Here is an 18,895-nt window from a genome sequence, read left to right on the forward strand (position 1 = left end):
AATGTTATATAAAGCAAGCCGGACATAAAAGGTGCCCTCAGCGGCAACGCTGCAAGGGTCACCTATAGAGCTAACAATCAGCCACCGAGTACCCGTACATGTCGATCTATGAACAAGGGCTAGGCCCTGCGGCTGTCAATCATATTGCCTTGTCTCCGCTCAGCTTCATCGAGCGCACCGCCAGCGTTTACCCTAACTACCCCGCCGTCATCCATGGTTCTATTCGCCGCACCTGGGCGCAGACCTACACCCGCTGCCGCCGTCTGGCTTCGGCGCTGGCCGGTCGCGGCATCGGCAAGAACGACACGGTGGCCGTGATGCTGCCCAACATTCCCGAGATGCTTGAAGTGCACTTCGGCGTGCCGATGATTGGCGCGGTGCTCAACCCGCTCAACGTGCGTCTGGATGCCGAAGCCATCGCCTTCATGCTGCAGCATGGTGAAGCCAAGGTGCTGATTACCGACCGCGAGTTCCATGATGTGATCCACGCGGCGATCGGCATGCTCGATCACCCGCCGCTGGTCATCGACGTCAATGATCCGGAATACGGCGAAGGTCAGGCTGTCAGCGATCTGGACTATGAAGCGCTGTTGGCCGAAGGCGATCCGGCCTTCGCCTGGCAGTGGCCGGCGAACGAATGGCAAGCCATCTCGCTGAATTACACCTCAGGCACCACCGGCAACCCCAAAGGCGTGGTGTACCACCATCGCGGTGCTTATCTGAACTCGTTGGGCAACCAGATGACCTGGGCCATGGGCAACCACCCGGTGTACCTCTGGACCCTGCCGATGTTCCATTGCAACGGTTGGTGCTACCCGTGGATCATCACTGCCATGGCCGGTGTGCATGTGTTCCTGCGCCGTGTCGATCCACAAAAAATCCTCACGCTGATCCGCGAGCATCAGGTCACCCATCTGTGCGCCGCGCCGATCGTGCTCAATGCCTTGGTCAACATGCCGGAATCGGCTAAAGCGGCGATCGATCACCCGGTCAACGCGATGGTCGCCGGTGCCGCACCACCGGCCAAAGTGATCGGTGCCGTGGAAGAAATGGGCATCAAGGTCACCCACGTGTATGGCCTGACCGAAACCTATGGTCCGGTGACGCTCTGCGCTTGGCATGCCGAATGGGATGAGTTGCCGCTGGACGAACGGGCGCAAATCAAATCCCGTCAGGGCGTGCGCTACCCGACGCTCGAAGGCGTGATGGTCGGCGACTCGAAGACACTGGAGCCGACCCCGCGGGATGGTCAGACCATCGGTGAGATCTTCATGCGCGGCAACACCGTGATGAAGGGCTACCTGAAGAACCCGACCGCTACGGCCGAAGCGTTCGAAGGCGGCTGGTTCCACACCGGTGACCTGGCGGTGTGTCATCCCAACGGTTACGTAGAGATCAAGGACCGACTCAAGGACATCATCATTTCCGGTGGCGAGAACATTTCCACCATCGAACTGGAAGGTGTGCTCTATCGCCATCCAGCCGTCATGGAAGCGGCCGTCGTCGCCCGTCCCGATGAGAAGTGGGGCGAAACGCCCTGCGCCTTTATCACGTTGAAGGCAGACCACCAGGACGTTCGCGAGGCCGACATCATCAGTTTCTGCCGCGAACACCTGGCCGGCTTCAAAGTCCCGCGCACGGTGGTTTTCACCCTGCTGCCGAAGACTTCAACCGGCAAGATCCAGAAGTACGTTCTGCGCGACAGGGCCAAAGCGCTCTAACCGAATCGACGTTGTACCCGTCAAGCGGCCGGTGTTTTTACCGGCCGCTTCGGGCTCGTGCAGGTCGGATTCGGCACTGCCCTGCCCTTGAATACCACAAGCACCGATAACAACAACAAGGTGGAGCCACCATGATCGACATCCATTCAACCGATACCCAACGCTGTGAACGCATTCGGTCCAATCCGAAATTCCTTCAATTGGTGAGCAGCCGTTCGCGTCTGGCCTGGTCGCTGAGTGCTGCGGTGCTGGGCACTTACTACGCGTTCATGCTGGTGGTGGCGTTTGCCCCGCAGTGGCTGCATGCGCCGCTCGCCGAGCATCGGATGTTGACCCTGGGCATGCCGGTTGGCGCGGCGATCATCATTTTTTCCTGGCTACTGACCGGTTGGTACGTCTACAGCGCCAACACGCGTTTCGATGCACTGGGCGCCGCCATTCTCGAGGAGAGCAAGTAATGAACCTGCTCCGTAAACTTCTCCTCGCCGCTGCCGGGCTGTTGCCGGCCTCCGTTGTGCTGGCTGCGCCCGCGCTGGGTGCGGTGGAAAAACAACCGCTCAACCTGCATGCGATCGGCATGTTCTTCGTCTTCGTGCTGGGCACGCTGGCCATCACCTGGTGGGCCGCGCGGCAAACCAAATCCACGTCTGACTTCTACACCGCGGGCGGTGGCATCACAGGGTTCCAGAACGGTCTGGCGATTGCCGGCGACTACATGTCCGCCGCCACGCTGCTGGGGCTGTCCAGTCTGGTGTTCGCCAAGGGCTACGATGGCTTCATCTATACCATCGGGTTCTTCGTCGGCTGGCCGATCATCACTTTCCTGATGGCCGAGCGTCTGCGCAACCTGGGGCGCTATACCTTTGCCGACATCGTGTCCTATCGACTGGACCAGAACAAAGTGCGGATCTTCGCCGCCTTCGGTTCGCTGACGGTGGTGTGCTGCTACCTGATCGTGCAGATGGTCGGTGCCGGTCAGTTGATCAAACTGCTATTCGGTCTCGACTACCCGGTAGCCGTGGTGATCGTCGGTGCACTGATGCTGGTGTATGTGATTTTCGGCGGCATGATCGCCACCACCTGGGTGCAAATCATCAAGGCTGTGTTGTTGCTTGCCGGCGGCACGACCCTGGCGTTGATGGCGATGTCGCAATTCGGGTTCAGCTACGAAACCCTGGCCACCAAAGCCGTCGAAGCCCATGCCAGCGGCTGGAACATCATGGGCCCCGGCTCAATGCTCGCCGACCCGATCAACACCGCTTCGATGTCGCTGGGCCTGGTGTTCGGGATTGCCGGCCTGCCGCACATTCTGATGCGTTTCTTCACCGTGCCTAACGCCAAGGAAGCGCGTAAGTCGGTGTTCTACGCGACGGGCTTCATCGGTTTCTTCTTCCTTGTTGTCTGCACCCTGGGCTTTGCTGCGATGGTGATCATCGGCACCGACCCGCAGTACTACGTTAATGGTGAAGTCGGCGGCGCCTTGATTGGCGGCGGCAACATGGTCGCCATGCACCTGGCCAAAGCGGTCGGTGGCAACCTGTTTTTTGGTTTCCTCTCGGCCGTGGCCTTCGCCACCATTCTGGCGGTGGTCTCCGGGCTGGCCCTGGCCGGTGCCTCGGCGATATCCCACGATCTCTACGCCACGGTGTTCAAGAAGGGCAAAGCCAGTCAGAAACAGGAAATGCGCGTGACCCGCATGGCCACCGTGGGCCTTGGCATCATCGCGATTCTGCTGGGCATTCTGTTCGAGAAGATGAACGTCGCGTTCCTGGTGGGCCTGACCTTCGGCATCGCTGCATCGACCAACTTCCCGGTGCTGATCATGGCCATGTACTGGAAAGGCTTGACCACCAAAGGCGCGATCATCGGGGGTTTTGCCGGCCTGATCTGTGCGCTGGTGCTGGTGATCCTCTCGCCTGCCGTCTGGGTCACCGTGCTCGGCCATGCTCACGCGATCTTCCCGTACGACCACCCGGCGCTGTTCTCCATGCCGCTGGCGTTCTTTGTGATCGTCGTGGTGTCAAAACTCGACCGCAGCGTGCGGGCCGACAAGGAGCGTGACGCTTACGCCGACCAGTTCGTTCGCGCCCAGACCGGCCTCGGTGCCGCCAGCGCTTCTGCTCATTGATTGAAAGGGCACGGCCTGCTCCAGCGGCGCCGTGCCCATCGCACAACCTTTTGAGGTTCACGTTATGCCCGAATTCAACGCCCCGCTGCGCGACATGCGCTTTGTGCTGCATGAAGTGTTCGACGCCCCGGCCCTGTGGGCGCGCCTGCCAGCTCTGGCCGACAGTGTCGATGCCGCCACCGCTGACGCCATTCTTGAGGAGGCGGCCAAAGTCACCTCTCACCTGATTGCGCCATTGAATCGCAGCGGCGACGAGGAAGGCGCCCAGTGGGTCGATGGCCAGGTCAGCACGCCAATCGGTTTCAAACAGGCTTATGCCACCTACATCGAAGGCGGCTGGGTGGGTCTTTCCGGTAACGCCGATTTCGGCGGCATGGGCATGCCGAAGATGCTCGCCGTGCAGTTCGAAGAAATGCTCTACGGCGCCAACTCAAGCTTTGCACTCTATTCAGCGTTGAGTTCCGGTGCCTGCCTGGCACTGGATGCCCACGCCAGCGACACCCTGAAAAACCTCTACCTGCCGCCGATGTACGAAGGCCGCTGGGCCGGTTCCATGTGCCTGACCGAAGCCCACGCCGGCACCGATCTAGGGATCATCCGCACCCGCGCCGAACCACAGGTCGACGGCAGCTTCAGCATCACCGGCAGCAAGATTTTCATCACCGGTGGCGATCAGGACCTGACCGAAAACATTGTCCATCTGGTGCTGGCCAAACTGCCGGACGCACCGGCGGGGCCGAAAGGCATCTCGCTGTTCGTCGTGCCCAAAGTACTGGTCAATGCCGACGGTTCCATCGGCGATGCCAACGCCGTGAGTTGCGGTTCCATCGAACACAAGATGGGCATCAAAGCCTCGGCCACCTGCGTGATGAACTTCGACGGCGCCAGCGGTTGGTTGGTCGGCGAAGCCAACAAAGGCTTGGCAGCGATGTTCACCATGATGAACTACGAGCGCTTGTCCATCGGCATTCAGGGCATTGGCTGCGCCGAAGCGTCCTATCAGAGCGCCGTCGCTTATGCCCGCGAACGTGTGCAGAGCCGCGCGCCGAGCGGTGCCATCGCCCCGGACAAAGTGGCCGACCCGATCATCGTCCACCCCGATGTGCGCCGCATGCTGCTGAGCATGAAAGCCATGACTGAAGGTGGCCGCGCGTTTGCCAGTTACGTCGGGCAGCAACTGGACCTGGCGAAGTTTTCCGATGACGCCAAGGAACGCGACAGCGCGCAAACCCTGGTCGCGCTGCTCACGCCGGTAGCCAAGGCGTTTTTCACCGACACCGGCCTCGAAAGCTGCATCAACGGCCAGCAAGTGTTTGGTGGCCATGGCTACATCCGCGAGTGGGGCCAGGAACAATTGGTCCGTGACGTGCGCATCGCGCAGATCTACGAAGGCACCAACGGCATTCAGGCTCTGGACCTGCTCGGACGCAAAGTGCTCGCCGACAAGGGCTTCGCGCTGCGCCAGTTCACCGCTGAGATCCGTCATTTCGCCCATCAGCCTGACGCGCCCTACTCCGCTCAACTGTTCGATGCCGTGCAGCGTCTGGAAGACCTGAGCGACTGGCTGCAGGATCAAGCCGCGACCAATCGCAACGAAGTCGGCGCCGCGTCGGTGGAGTATTTGCACTTGTTCGGTTACGTCGCCTACGCCTGGCTTTGGGCGCGCATGGCACAGGTTGCCAAGCAAAAGCTGCACGAAGACGAAGGGTTTTATGGCGCGAAAATCGCCACCGCCGACTTCTATATCCACCGCCTGCTGCCGCGCATTTTGAGTCTGGAGCAATCCATCCGCGCGGGCAGTGCCTCCTTGTTTGGCCTGAGCGCCGAACAGTTCTAACGATTGAACCGCACGCGGCGCCACGCTCCTATCTTTTGGCGTTCGCGTTTTTTATCGATAAGCCCTCGCCCATCTGGCGAGGGCCGCGGGACCTGTCTTTCCATAATAAAAACAAAGGGGCTTCACCATGGACCGCAACACCCGCACCCTCGCTACCCGACTGTTGCTGGCCGGCGGCGTCATCAGCCTCTCGGCCCCCGCCGCCGCTGACTTCGTCAAAGACAGCAAGGCCAGCCTTGAGCTGCGCAACTTCTATTTCAACCGTGACTATCGCCAGGACAACGCCGCCCAATCCAAACAAGAGGAATGGGCCCAGGGTTTCCTGCTGCGCTATGAATCGGGATTCACCGACGGTTGGATCGGTGTCGGTTTCGATGCCATCGGACTGGTCGGCGTCAAGCTCGATTCCAGCCCGGATCGCGCAGGCTCCGGCCTGCTCAAACGCCACCGCGACACGAGCAAAGGTGCGCAGGACGAGTACGGCGAACTGGGCCTGACCGCCAAAGTACGTGCCTCAAAAAGCACGCTGAAACTCGGCACGCTGTTGCCGAAACTGCCCACGTTACTGGCCAACGATTCACGGCTGTTGCCACAAACCTTCAAGGGCGGTCAGTTGACGTCGCTGGAGCTCGAAGGCCTGACCGTGGATGCCGGGCGACTGACGCAGGTCAATCAGCGCGACTCCTCGGACTACGAGGACATGGGCATCACCCGAACCGGTGCCAAGGGCATCATCACGCGTCATGTCGACACCGACAGCTTCGATTTCGCCAGCCTGAACTACAAATGGACCAGCAACCTCGCCACCGGCTATAGCTATGGTCACCTCGACAACTTCTACAGCCAGCACTTGGTGAACCTGACCTACGTGCTGCCCGTCACGACGGGCCAGTCGCTGAAGACGGATCTGCGCTTCGCCCGCTCCACAGACGACGGCGGCAGTAATGTCGATAACAATGCCATTGGCGCGATGTTCACCTACAACCTCGGCGGGCATGCGTTGGGCCTGGGTTATCAAGGCATGAGCGGCGACACCGGCTACGCCTACGTCAACGGCACCGATGCCTTCCTGGTGAACTTCGTGCAGATCGGCGACTTCGCCAGCAAGGACGAAAAGTCCTGGCAGGCGCGCTACGACTACAACTTTGCGGCCATCGGCATTCCGGGCCTGACCTTCATGACCCGCTACCTCACCGGCGACAACATCGATCTGGGCGGCAACCGCCCGGAAGGCAAGGAATGGGAACGTGATACCGACATCGGCTATGTCGTGCAGAGCGGGCCGTTGAAGAATGTCGGGGTGAAGTGGCGCAATGCGACGGTGCGCTCGACCAACTTCGGCAGCGATCTGGATGAAAACCGCCTGATCGTCAGCTACACCCTGCCGATCTGGTAAGCACCGCAATGATCGTTCCCATGCTCTGCGTGAGAACGATCGGTACGTTAAGCGTGGGAACGATCATCCGCGACAGTGGCCATAGTAGGATAAGATGCCTGCAAACCAGGCCCGCCGCGAGACGCCCGCATGACAGATACCACTCCCCGCCTGATCAAGAAGTACCCCAATCGCCGACTGTATGACACCCACACCAGCAGTCATTTGACGCTGGCGGACATACGCCAGTTGGTGGTCGACAAAATTGCCTTTCAGGTGGTCGATGCCAAGAGTGGCGAGGATCTGACGCGCAGCATCCTGCTGCAAGTGATTCTGGAAGCCGAAAGCGGCGGTGAGCCCATCTTCACCACCGAAATGCTGATGGGGATTATCCAGTTCTACGGCCCATATCAGGGCGTACTCGGCAGTTACCTGGACAAGAGCATCCAGACTGTGATCGACGTCCAGTCCCAGACTGGCGCGCAGTCGTCCGAGGCCTGGAGCGACTTCATGCATCAACAGGCCCCGGTGATGCAGGACCTGATGCGCCAGTATGTCGACCAGTCGAAGGCGTTGTATCTCAATACCCAGAACCTGTTTGGCATGTTCGGCGGCAAGCCAGACGCTGATGGTGGAAAGAAAAAAGACGGTGAATGAAGTCCACCCGAGTCATTGACAGTCGCGCGACGTCTACTAGGCTCACAGTCATCCTGCCTCCCCCACTGAACCACGGCACCTGAACGCAAGGCTTGGTGAAGTCGTCAATCTTTAGCGCCTGTTCGCAGCTGTTCGAATGCAGTCCTCAAGCAATCGTCAGTGCAACGGGCTAACGCTCTTTCGCGCGCATCAACACTGAATGCGTAACGCGAATGACCAGGCACTTTCCACCTGCACTTTCAGATTGGGAGGCAGTCGTGCACAAAGTCTTGAAGCTCGTCAGCTATGCAGTGCTCGTGCTGATGGCCAGCGCGGTCGTCTATGCCGGCGTGATCGGCATCACCTATTGGACCGGTATCGGCGTATAGGGAGTTCGCAATGAACAAACGCCAGACTCGCTCATTCGCGCTGATATCGACGGCGATCGCCGCTGTGGTGTTTCTGGGCATGACGGTTGATAGTCACCGGCAGTTCCCCACACTGACCAATGCCCAGCAAATCACGCCGCAGGTGACTCGCGGCAAGGATGTCTGGCATCAATACAATTGCATCAATTGCCACACCCTGTTCGGCGAGGGTGCTTATTACGCCCCGGACCTGACCAAAATCACCCAGCTGCGCGGCGCCCCGTATCTCACTGCGTTCCTCAAAGACCCTTCAAAGTTTTATGACGAGAAACGCCATCGCCGACTGATGCCGAACCTGAAACTCGGCGACGAGGAAATCGCCGATTTGATCGCCTTCCTCGACTGGGTGAGCAAGGTCGACAATCAAGGCTGGCCGCCGCGCCCTATTCTGGTAACCGGTGCGTCGATCCCCGGCATGGACCTCACCGTGGCGCAGCAGAATGCCACCGGCGGCGACCAACCACCCCCCGCCGCCCGCCCGGTGTCCGGCAAGGAAGACCCGATCGCCCTGGGCGAGGCGCTGTTTCGAACAACCGCCACCCCGGTGTGCAGCGCTTGCCACTCGATTGCGCCGGGCGTCAACCTCGCCGGGCCATCACTGGCCGGGTTGGCCAGTCGGGCCAAGCAGGTCATCGCCTCGCCTGACTACAAGGGCAAGGCCAAGGACGCCGAAGGCTTCATCCGCGAATCCATCGTCACGCCGAGTGTCTACCTGCATCCGGGCGACATGTTTTCCGCCAACGGTATGTCCTTCATGCCGGACACCTTCGTCAAATCGCTAACGCCCGAACAGATCGATCAACTGGTCGCCTATCTGGCGTCGTTCCAGTAACCGCAGGGGATGACCATGCGCTACAGATCTCAATCCGTCGCCTACTGGTATTTCGCCGTTGCCATGGTGTTGTTTGGCCTGCAACTGGTCTTCGGCCTGCTCTCAGCGGCCAAATACCTCGGGCCGGATCCGCTGCTGAACCTCTTGCCATTCGATATCACCAAGTCCATTCACACCAATCTGTTGATCGTCTGGGTGCTCACCGGGTTCATGGGCGCGACCTACTGGATGGTACCGGACGAGTCCCGTGGCGAGCTGCACAGCACCAAACTGGCCTACATTCAGCTCGGGTTGTGGACGGCCATGGGTGTCACCGCCGTTCTTGGCTACCTGTTCGGATATGGCACCGGGAACAAGCTGCTCGAACAGCCGCTGCCCCACAAGATCGTGATCGTGATTTGCATGCTGATGTTCCTCTATAACATCGGCATGACGATCAAGAAGGCCGGGCGTTTCACCGCCACCGAGGGCGTCCTGCTGCTAGGCCTGGCCAGCGCCGCCGTGCTCTTTCTGCCAGCGCTGCTGCACTATGAAAATTACGTGGTATCGATCTATTACCGCTGGTGGACCATCCACCTGTGGGTCGAAGGTGTTTGGGAGATGATCCAGGGCGGCTTTCTTGCCTATCTGCTGATCCGGCTGTCCGGTGCTGATCGCGAGGTGATGGAGAAGTGGCTGTACGTCATCGTCGGACTGGTGTTCATTGCCGGCATTCTGGGCACGGCACACCATTATTACTGGATCGGCGTTCCTCATTACTGGCTGCCACTGGGCGGTTTTTTCAGTGCACTTGAGCCGATGGCGCTGATCGGCATGGCGATCTATGCCTACAACGCGATGCGCCGCTCCGGCCTCTCTCACCCCAACAAACTGGCCTTGCACTGGACCTTGGGCAGCGCGGTGTTCACCATGTTCGGCGCCGGTCTGCTGGGGTTGGCTCACACCTTCCCCGACGTCAACAAGTGGACCCATGGCACCCTGATTACCGCCATGCATGGCCATGCGGCCTTCTATGGCGCCTATGCCATGATTGTCCTGGCGATGATCACCTATGCGCTGCCCGGCATGACCCGTCGTCCGGTGGAGGAAAGCAGTATCGGTTACTGGGCGTTCTGGCTGCAGTTGGGGGGAATGTTCGGCATGACCCTGTCATTTGCCACGGCGGGCATTGGTCAGGTGTACCTGGAGCGTATTCTCGGCCTGGGCTACCTGGACGTGCAGCTGAAAATTCAGGTGCACTTCCTGATGCTGGTAGCGACGGCGTCGATGTTCAGCCTGGGTGCCGGATTGTTCATCTTCGAATTTTTCCGCCATGCGCCGGACTTCAATGTCGATGAAGCCGATCCGGTCCTGGCCACACCTCAAGCCTCAGGCGCGGCGCTGTGATGGAACGTTCGCTGATGCACGCCGAACCCGCAGCGCCGCAAGCTGAACCCTATTACCAGCCCAGCGGCGACGAGGTGGCGATATTCGAGCAATGCCATGCGCAGCAACTGGCCGTTATGCTCAAAGGACCCACCGGTTGTGGCAAGACCCGTTTTGTCGAACACATGGCCTGGCGTCTAAAACGCCCGCTGATCACTGTTTCCTGCCATGACGATCTGAGTGCCAGCGACCTGGTCGGGCGTTTCCTGATCGGTCACCAGGGCACCCATTGGACGGAAGGCCCACTGACCCGAGCCGTACGCGAAGGCGCTATCTGTTACCTGGACGAAGTGGTCGAAGCGCGGCAAGACACGATTGTCGTCCTGCACCCGCTGACCGACCACCGACGGATTCTGCCGCTGGACAAAATCGGCGAGATCCTCGAAGCCTCACCACACTTTCAGCTGGTGGTGTCCTACAACCCCGGCTACCAACGAATACTCAAGGATTTGAAACCAAGTACCCGCCAACGCTTTGTGGCACTGGATTTTGACTTCCCACCGGCCGAGCGCGAAATCGCCATCGTCATCCATGAGGGTGGAGCCGACTACGCCACCGCGCACGCCCTGGTCACCCTCGCCCAACGGCTACGCGCCTTGCAGGACCGGGGCCTGGCGGAAGTCCCCAGCACTCGTCTGCTGATTGCCACGGCGCGACTGATTGCCCGCGGCATTGCTGCGCCCATCGCGTGCCGGGTCGCGTTGATCTCGCCGCTGTCCGATGATGCGGTGCTGGTCGCGGCCATGCGCGACCTCGTCGACCTGACTTTTATCTAGATGGCCGAAGCCGAGGACCTCATCACCGACGTCGCTCGCCACGCTACGGTGTATGCGCAGGCGTTGTGGCGTCGTCACCGGGCACCCTCGGACACCGCAAAAGTCGTCACCCTCGGGGATGTCGCACAACACCTCGATTTACTGATCAAGGCGGTGTTCAACACCCACTATCCGCTGCGTGTCGCGCAACCACCCTCGCCCCCCACGTTCCTGAAAAAGCTTTTGCTGCGTTATGAAAAGCCGTGTCGGCAAAACGCCGTCCCGGCGACCGATGGCGTGACGATATGGCTACCGGAGAACTTGGGCAGCCACGAGGGTCCGCTCACGCTGCAACGCTATAAAACCCTGGCCTTGCAACAGGCGATGCGTGCCCGACGAGGCAGTGCCAGCACCCTGTCAGCCCTCGACAACCCGATGCAGCGCAGCGTCTATCTACTTCTGGAAGCCTGGGCCGCCGATACGGATTTGGTGCGACTGTTGCCGGGGCTGGCGCCATCGATCCATGGCTTGCGCCAACATGCCCTGGCGACTCGCCCGTCACTTCACGCCTTTCCCAATCCGCGACAACCCCTGGAAAACTTCCTTCGTTTACTGCTGCACAGCGAATGCGGCACGCCTCTGGAAGGACTGGAGATACCCGCCAAAACGGCCGACTCGGTACAACAGTCAGAAACCCTTGCGCAACGTTTCCTGTCCATCGACGAACCGCACAAGCTGGGCGCTCATCTGTTGCTGCTCGATGCGTGGACCGGCGATCTGCGCGAACCGTCGTCGGGTCTGCAGGTGCAGCCCTTGCCCGGCGAAATCGACACCACCGATACCCTGCCCCGCAGCGCCCGCCTCGCACGTCAACCCACTGAGCGCGAAGCCTGTGCCGACGAGGACGACGATCAGGAACAAGGCCTGTGGATGGTGCAGCCCGCCGAACCGCTGGAAAAGGCCGAAGACCCCATGGGGATGCAGCGCCCTGTCGACCGGGATACTGACACCCCGGCGGCTGATTTCGCCGAGTCATTGGCCGAACTCAACGAAGCCCGACTGGTGATCACGGCAGGTCGGTCGAAAGAAGTGCTGCTGTCTGACAACCCGCCACAGACCCGCGCTCAGCACGGTGCACAGGATCTCGCCAGCAACGCAATCAGCTATCCCGAGTGGGATTACCGCCGCCAGGCCTACCGTGATCCGGGGTCGACCCTGCAACTGTGCCCCGCCCTGGAAGGCCCGCAGCAGTGGGTCGAGCGAACCCTTGACACTCACCGTCCGGTGCTCGATGCCATCCGCCGGCAATTCGAAAGTCTGCGGGCCCAACGCGTCAGGTTGCGCAAACAATGGGAGGGCGACGATATCGATCTGGAGGCGTATATCGACGGTTGCGCCGAGGCCCGCGCCGGCCTGAGCATGCCGCAGGCGCTGTATCAGACACAGCGCCGTGGCCGGCGCGACATGGCGATCATGTTGCTGATCGACGTCAGCGGCTCCACTGACAGCTGGCTGTCCTGCCATCGCCGGGTCATTGATGTCGAGCGCGAGGCGTTGCTGCTGGTCTGTCTGGCGCTGGAGAGTCTGGGCGAGCCTTATTGCGTGCTGGCGTTTTCCGGCGAAGGGCCGCAGCGGGTAACGATCCGCACCCTGAAAGCATTCGATGAGCGCTACAGCGATCAAGTCGGTCGGCGCATTGCCGCCCTCGAACCGGAACGCTATACCCGGGCCGGCGCCGCCCTGCGCCACGCCAGCACATTGCTGATGCGCGAAGCCGCCACGCACCGTCTCTTGTTACTGCTCTCCGACGGCAAGCCGAACGATGTTGATCAGTACGAAGGCCGCTATGGTGTGGAAGACATGCGTCAGGCCGTGATTGAAGCCAAGCTCCAAGGCATCTATCCCTTCTGTTTGACCATCGACCGCCAAGCAGCGAATTACCTGCCAGCGGTATTCGGCTCGCGGCAATACGCCTTGCTGCACAGACCCGAACTGTTGCCCGGTGTCCTGCTGGACTGGATCAGGCGACTGGTATCAGCGTGAACCCAGTCAGCCGGCACCGCCCTCGCCAAGGTCTTTCGCCGCACAAAAAAAATGGCGATGGGGAGTAAACCCATCGCCATTGGTGCCGCTGATCTAATGCGACTTACTTGTTACCGCTGGTAGCCTTGGCGCTTGCTTCTGGAGCCGCTTTGGTGGCCGTGGCAGTCGCTGCATCGAAACTGCTCTGAGCCACATCGGCAGCCTGTTTTACAGCTTTCTGTGCGCTTTCGAACACGGTACCGGCATTCGCCAGGCTCGACTTGAACGCTGCCACAACAGGCTCGGAGCCGGCCGGTGCATTCTTGCTGATGGCTTCAACGAACTCTTGCACCTGTTGGGTGCCCGCTTCGACCTGACTCGAGGTCAATTTGGCGATGTCCGACTGAGTACCCACGATCAGCGCTTGAACCTGACGATTGAACTCGGCCAGACGTTCGGTCTGCGCGCTCGGCTGGGTGAAAGAAGCCTGCAGCTCGGCGAAACCTTGTGGATCACGGACGGCCAGCAGCTTGCGAACACCTTCGAAGTGCTCTTCGGTGGAGTCGCGCAGTGCCTTGAACTGTAACTGGCTGAGCTGTTCAACGCTGGCGAAGACTTTGCCGCTGATTTGCTGCAAAAGATCGAGGTTGGCTTTCTGAGCGGTTTGCAGTTTTTCCGAATTGAAAAAAGACATGCTTGAATCTCCTGGTGCTGGAAGGCCCTGATGGACCTGAAGACGCGATAGCGATCTGGCCAGTCATCGCGTTAGCCTTGATATTGCAGTGCACAAAACCATTTGGCAACGTCTATTTTTTTGCGGTGCAAAATAAACTTTGCTCATGCCTACCCTATTCGCTATAAACTCCAGTCTGTCGAACGGCCAGCCTAGCCCTCTTTAACTAAAGGGTTCAGATGCGCAGGTTCCCATGCATAGCGTCAGGAGATCACGATGGGTCAGGAAGTTAATATTGCGCTGCAAGATGAAAAGCTCTCCGACCCCGTCGGCTTGTTCGAGCACCTGAATCATCTGCAACGCCTCAATACCCGTAACGTCCTCGACGCCGTGCAGAAGCGCCAGGCAAAAACCTTCGCGCCTTTAAGCCTTGGGCAACTTCGACAGCCAACGCCTGCTGACTGGCAGGAATACTTCACGGACCTCGGCCAACGCAGCGTGTTGTTCTGGGACACCTTGCGTCAGCGCGGCGACAACACCCTGGCCCACGAACGCGCCGGGTATCCGCTGCTGCTCAAGTTCAATCATGAAACGCTGGTCGCCGGTGAAGACCTCCCCCGCCCCGTCAATTACTCGCTGTTGCAAATCCTCGGCGGTCCCGGACAACAGATCGACAGCAAAAAACAGCCGGTGATCATCATTGACCCACGCGGCGGCCACGGCTCAGGGATCGGCGGTTTCAAACAGGATTCGGTCATTGGCGAGAGCCTTAGAGCCGGCCATCCCACCTACTTCGTCTCCTTCAGTCACTCGCCACGTCCTGGGCAAACCCTCGCCGATATCACAGAAGCCCAGGCGCGGTTCATCGAAGTCGTCAGCGCCCGACACCCCGACAGCACCAAACCCGTGGTAATCGGCAACTGTCAGGCGGGCTGGGCGTTAATGGGCCTCGCGGCCACCCGTCCGGAGCTGCCGGGGCTGATCATCGTCAATGGTGCGCCGTTGTCGTACTGGGCCGGCGTCAATGGCCGCAATCCGATGCGCTACACCGGCGGTTTGCTGGGTGGTGGCTGGATGGCACGCCTCGGTAGCGACCTCGGTAATGACCGTTTCGACGGCACCTGGCTGGTGAGCAATTTCGAAAACCTGGACCCGGCCAACACCTATTGGGGCAAGTACTACCACCTGTTCAGCGAAGTCGACAGCGAGGCCGCACGCTTTCTGGATTTCGAACGCTGGTGGGGCAGCCCGACCCTGCTCAATGGCGAAGAGATCGAGATGATTGTCGACGACCTGTTCATCGGCAATCGGCTGTCCGGTGGCCTCGGTCGCAAGAGCAGCGGGCTTGACCTCAAGCTGATCGAAGTGCCGGTGATGGTGTTCTGCTCGTATGGCGACAACATCACCTCCCCGCAGCAGGCACTGGACTGGATCACCGACGTCTATCCCAGCGATCTCGCGTTGCAAAATGCCGGACGCACCATCGTTTACCTGCGACACGCGAGCATCGGTCACCTGGGCATCTTCGTGTCCGGTGAAGTGGCGCGGCGTGAACACCGTGAACTGCTCGGTGCGGTCGATGCGATCAATGCGCTGTCAGCCGGGCTGTATGAAATGCTGATCGAAGATCTGCCGGAGAATTCGGCGACGCCGTATGCCGTGCGTTTCGAACGCCGGCGTATCGCCGACATCCATGGCCAGGTGCAGCCGCCCCGTGATGACGATCGCGAATTTGCGCAGGTCCAGCGCGCGTCCGATATCAACAACAGTGTGTACGACGAATTCATACGCCCGTGGTTGCGCCAGCTGATCAACGAACCCGGCGCCGAACTGCTGCGCCGGGCGCACCCTTTCCATCAGCAGCAAGTGGCCTGGAGCAGTTTGAACCCGGCGCTGTGGTGGCTGGCAGGCAGTGCCGCCCAAGTGAGCAAGGATCGTCACCCCGCCAGCCAGAACAACCCGTTGCTGGTCTGGCAGGAACTGTTTTCCAACCAGGTGCAGGACGCCTTGAACGGCTATCGGGATCTGCGCGATGCGGCTCAGGAAATGTGTTTCTACGGCGTGTATGGCGTACTCAACAGCCTCACCGGCAATGCACCCGGGCGAAATCTTCAGGAACATGCCGAGCAGCACGACAAGGTTTTGATCGAGCGCTTGCAGGATGCCCTGCCCCTTGGCGGCCTGATGGAAGCCTTGATACGGATCCTGTTCCTGCTGGGCCGCGACAGCGACGAGCCGGGCAAGGAAAGTGTCGAAAAATTGATCCTGCAAATGCAGGTGCTGCTCCAGGGCTACAGTGCCGAGCCGCTTGATTTGCGCGAAACCCTGCGCCTGCAAAAACTGCTGGTCGCCACCCATCCGCAAGAAAGCCTGCACAGCCTGCCCTTGATGCTTGCCGAGGTCGAAGAACGCCAGCAAGTGCTCGCGGCCGTCGCCAATTTACTGCCGGAACTGCTGACCAGCGGCGCAGACAACCCATTCTGGTGTGAACTGCACACGCTGCTCGACGTGCCGCTGCCGGGTTTCAGCCTGACCCAACCACCCGGTGAAGCCGAGGCCATCGAAGAGAAAGTCCCGGCGATAACCCCAGAGCCAATCAAACAGAAAACCCCTGCGGTAATCCCCGAGCCAATCAAGCAGAAAAACCCCGCAGCGATCCCTGACCCTATCGCCAAGATTGCGAGTCCAGCGGGCAAACCTGCCAAGGGCAAGAAAGGCGTAAAAAACCTCCGGTGAAATAACGTTTAACGGTGAGGAGAACCGCGTCACACGGGCGCGGCTTCCTCGATTTCAAACGATTCATCGGCCCGATACTGACCGGGTGTCATGCCAAACCAGCGGCTACAGGCTTTGTTGAAACTGCTGTGGTCATGAAAACCAAGGAGATACGCGACATGTTTCATGTTGAAGCGAGAATTGCGCAAGTAGAATTCGGCCAATTGCCGGCGCACGGCATTCTGCACGTCCTTGAATTGCGTCCCGTCTTTTTCCAGGGTGCGTTGTAGCGTTCGCTTGCTGATGTTCAATGCGGCCGCGATCGACTCCATATCACACGACCCCTGGCCCTGACTCAAGCGCTTGGTAATGAGTGCCCGAATTCTGCCGACGATGGTGAAGCCATGCAGCGAAACCAATCGAGCTTCGGCAAAACTGTCATGCAGTACCGCCAGTTCTTCGTTAGCCATGCTCAGCGGACGCAGAAGCTCCTGCCCGTCAAACAGGATGCTGTCATAGGCAGCCCCAAAATGCAGGTCGCAGCCAAACAGCCTTTGATGCTCGGACGTGTCTTCAGGTTCGGGATAGGCGAACTCCACACTCAGCGGTTGCGGTAAGTTGCCTCCCGCCAGCCAACGGCAAAAACCCAGCAATGACGCCATGCCTGCATCCGAGTACTGCCGGGGTTTGACCGACCCCTTTTGCTGATGATCAAGCGCCGCCAGCCGATAATGCTGTTGCTCCGGCAAAAAGAAGAGGCTGAATCCGGTACTGATCAAAGGGCTGAAACGTACCAGGCGTTCAAGTGCTTTTTTCAGATTCAAACTGGACATCATGGTGTAGCCGACGATCTGAAGGTTACCGGGATGGAAGTTTCCATAGGCCTTCAAACCGATGTCTGGATCGCCAGCGGCCTGGGCTCCCAGTTCCCATAGCCGATAAATAGCCCTTCGTTCGCAGTACGCTCCCGGGTTGTTAACGGACTCCATGTCCATCCCAGCCTCCCGACACAGACTGGCAACATCCAGCCCTTGTGCCGAGAGCGTATTCACCAGCACGCTGGCATAACCTGAACTGATTCTATACATGACGTCCTCAATGACCTGTGGAACCGAACATCCTGTCCGGAGCCATGACTGATCTGCGTTGAATCAAAATCCTAACGGGGTGTTCCGTTGCCAATATTGATCCCAGTATAGGTAATCCTCACTTTTAGCCAGTTTTTCAGACCATTCGTCACCCTGTAGCAGCTGCCGAGCACCGCGAGGCTGCGTTCGAGGACGAAGTCCTCGCAAATCCTGGGTACGCGGTTTTCCTGAAAGAGCGCTGTGTCTGGTTTTACGACGGCTACGCCGCCGAACGCAGCCTCGCGGGCTCGGCAGCTGCTACACGCGGCTTGGCGATGACAAAGGCAGTGAACAGTTCAATTTCATTCCGTGCATGGCACCGTTGGACACCAGACAGTCACCTCTCAACACTTCCGCACACCCCGCCAATACCGAACAATCCACCCATCTTGCAGCGCAAAACACAAAAAGGAAGAGAGTGTATGAAGTCGCTTAGTCGTATTGCGTTGGTCACGGGTGGCATGGGTGGGATTGGCACTGCGATAAGCCAACGCCTGTACAAGGAAGGATTCAAGGTCATCGTGGGCTGCAGCTCTGACTCCGCCCGCAAGAACGAATGGATGGCGAGCCAACTGGAGGCGGGTTATCAATTCGAATTCATCTATGGCGACATCACCGATTGGGAATCAACGCGCAAAGCATTCGAGATGGCACGTGAGCAATTCGGCCCGATTGATGTCTTGGTCAACAACGCCGGCATCACGCGTGATGCGTCCTTTCGCAAGCTGACGCCCGAAGACTGGAACGCGGTCATCGGCACCAACCTGAGCGGCCTGTTCAACACCACCAAACAGGTGATTGAAGGGATGTTGGCCAAGGGTTGGGGACGGGTCATCAACATCTCCTCGATCAACGGTCAGCGCGGCCAGTTCGGCCAGACCAACTACAGCGCGGCCAAAGCCGGCATCCATGGCTTCACCATGGCACTGGCCCGGGAAGTGTCCGGCAAGGGCGTGACCGTCAACACCGTCTCCCCAGGTTACATCCAGACCAGCATGACCGCGGCCATCCGCCCGGACATCCTCGACACCATGATCGCGGCCACACCGGTCGGGCGTCTCGGCCAACCTGAAGAAATCGCCTCCATCGTGGCCTGGCTGGCTTCCGATGAATCGGCCTATAGCACCGGGGCTGATTTCTCGGTCAACGGCGGCATGAACATGCAGTAGACCTGTCAGGGCATGGATGCCCTGCTTTCGCTCGACAAAATCTTAATGAGGT

Annotated in this window: 14 protein-coding genes; 12 read left to right on the forward strand and 2 right to left on the reverse strand. The window is 59.6% G+C overall.

All coding sequences use genetic code 11. The features are described from left to right. The first annotated feature begins 98 nt into the window (after positions 1-98). From QFX16_RS15285 to QFX16_RS15330, 10 genes are all read left to right on the forward strand, one after another. Positions 99-1,721, forward strand: coding sequence for an acyl-CoA synthetase (locus tag QFX16_RS15285; RefSeq protein ID WP_283180327.1), 1,623 nt, complete (start codon positions 99-101; stop codon positions 1,719-1,721). Between the two features lie 131 nt (positions 1,722-1,852). Beyond that, entirely contained in the window at positions 1,853-2,179 is a 327-nt protein-coding gene (locus tag QFX16_RS15290; RefSeq protein ID WP_008146418.1) for a DUF485 domain-containing protein, read from the forward strand. Next, positions 2,179-3,849, forward strand: a complete 1,671-nt coding sequence (locus QFX16_RS15295) for a cation acetate symporter (RefSeq protein WP_283180328.1) — start codon at positions 2,179-2,181, stop codon at positions 3,847-3,849. The genes QFX16_RS15290 and QFX16_RS15295 overlap by 1 nt, the downstream gene beginning before the upstream one ends. Positions 3,850-3,913: 64 nt before the next feature. Further along, positions 3,914-5,686, forward strand: a complete 1,773-nt coding sequence (locus QFX16_RS15300) for an acyl-CoA dehydrogenase C-terminal domain-containing protein (protein WP_283180329.1) — start codon at positions 3,914-3,916, stop codon at positions 5,684-5,686. A gap of 127 nt (positions 5,687-5,813) precedes the next feature. Continuing rightward, on the forward strand, positions 5,814-7,082 hold the full coding sequence (locus QFX16_RS15305; protein WP_283180330.1) for an OprD family porin: 1,269 nt from the start codon (positions 5,814-5,816) through the stop codon (positions 7,080-7,082). Between the two features lie 129 nt (positions 7,083-7,211). Beyond that, positions 7,212-7,718, forward strand: coding sequence for a polyhydroxyalkanoate synthesis repressor PhaR (gene phaR / locus QFX16_RS15310; RefSeq protein ID WP_283180331.1), 507 nt, complete (start codon positions 7,212-7,214; stop codon positions 7,716-7,718). 378 nt (positions 7,719-8,096) lie between these two features. Continuing rightward, positions 8,097-8,957, forward strand: coding sequence for a c-type cytochrome (locus tag QFX16_RS15315; RefSeq protein WP_283180332.1), 861 nt, complete (start codon positions 8,097-8,099; stop codon positions 8,955-8,957). A gap of 15 nt (positions 8,958-8,972) precedes the next feature. Beyond that, positions 8,973-10,343 carry a cbb3-type cytochrome c oxidase subunit I gene (locus QFX16_RS15320; RefSeq protein ID WP_283180333.1) on the forward strand — a complete coding sequence of 457 codons (1,371 nt, stop codon included), beginning with the start codon at positions 8,973-8,975 and terminating at the stop codon, positions 10,341-10,343. Beyond that, positions 10,343-11,158 carry a CbbQ/NirQ/NorQ/GpvN family protein gene (locus tag QFX16_RS15325; protein WP_283180334.1) on the forward strand — a complete coding sequence of 272 codons (816 nt, stop codon included), beginning with the start codon at positions 10,343-10,345 and terminating at the stop codon, positions 11,156-11,158. Before QFX16_RS15320 ends, QFX16_RS15325 begins: the two co-directional genes overlap by 1 nt. Beyond that, on the forward strand, positions 11,159-13,180 hold the full coding sequence (locus tag QFX16_RS15330) for a nitric oxide reductase activation protein NorD (RefSeq protein WP_283180335.1): 2,022 nt from the start codon (positions 11,159-11,161) through the stop codon (positions 13,178-13,180). It abuts the gene before it with no gap. A 103-nt stretch (positions 13,181-13,283) separates the two neighbouring features. Here QFX16_RS15330 and phaP read toward each other — a convergent pair whose 3' ends face one another. Further along, positions 13,284-13,853, reverse strand: coding sequence for a TIGR01841 family phasin (gene phaP / locus QFX16_RS15335; protein WP_283180336.1), 570 nt, complete (start codon positions 13,851-13,853; stop codon positions 13,284-13,286). A gap of 255 nt (positions 13,854-14,108) precedes the next feature. Here phaP and QFX16_RS15340 point away from each other — a divergent pair, with 255 nt between their 5' ends. After that, a complete protein-coding gene (locus tag QFX16_RS15340; protein WP_283180337.1) occupies positions 14,109-16,568 on the forward strand; it encodes a DUF3141 domain-containing protein in 2,460 nt (819 codons plus the stop codon). A 29-nt stretch (positions 16,569-16,597) separates the two neighbouring features. Here QFX16_RS15340 and QFX16_RS15345 read toward each other — a convergent pair whose 3' ends face one another. Then, on the reverse strand, positions 16,598-17,635 hold the full coding sequence (locus tag QFX16_RS15345) for an AraC family transcriptional regulator (protein WP_283180338.1): 1,038 nt from the start codon (positions 17,633-17,635) through the stop codon (positions 16,598-16,600). A 461-nt stretch (positions 17,636-18,096) separates the two neighbouring features. On the opposite strand from QFX16_RS15345, the gene phbB reads away from it, so the two are divergent. Then, positions 18,097-18,843: an acetoacetyl-CoA reductase gene (gene phbB / locus QFX16_RS15350; protein ID WP_283180339.1), complete on the forward strand. Its 747-nt coding sequence runs from the start codon at positions 18,097-18,099 to the stop codon at positions 18,841-18,843. Positions 18,844-18,895: the final 52 nt, after the last annotated feature.

Source organism: Pseudomonas svalbardensis (genome assembly GCF_030053115.1).
In the GTDB taxonomy this organism is placed as follows: Bacteria; Pseudomonadota; Gammaproteobacteria; order Pseudomonadales; family Pseudomonadaceae; genus Aquipseudomonas; species Aquipseudomonas svalbardensis.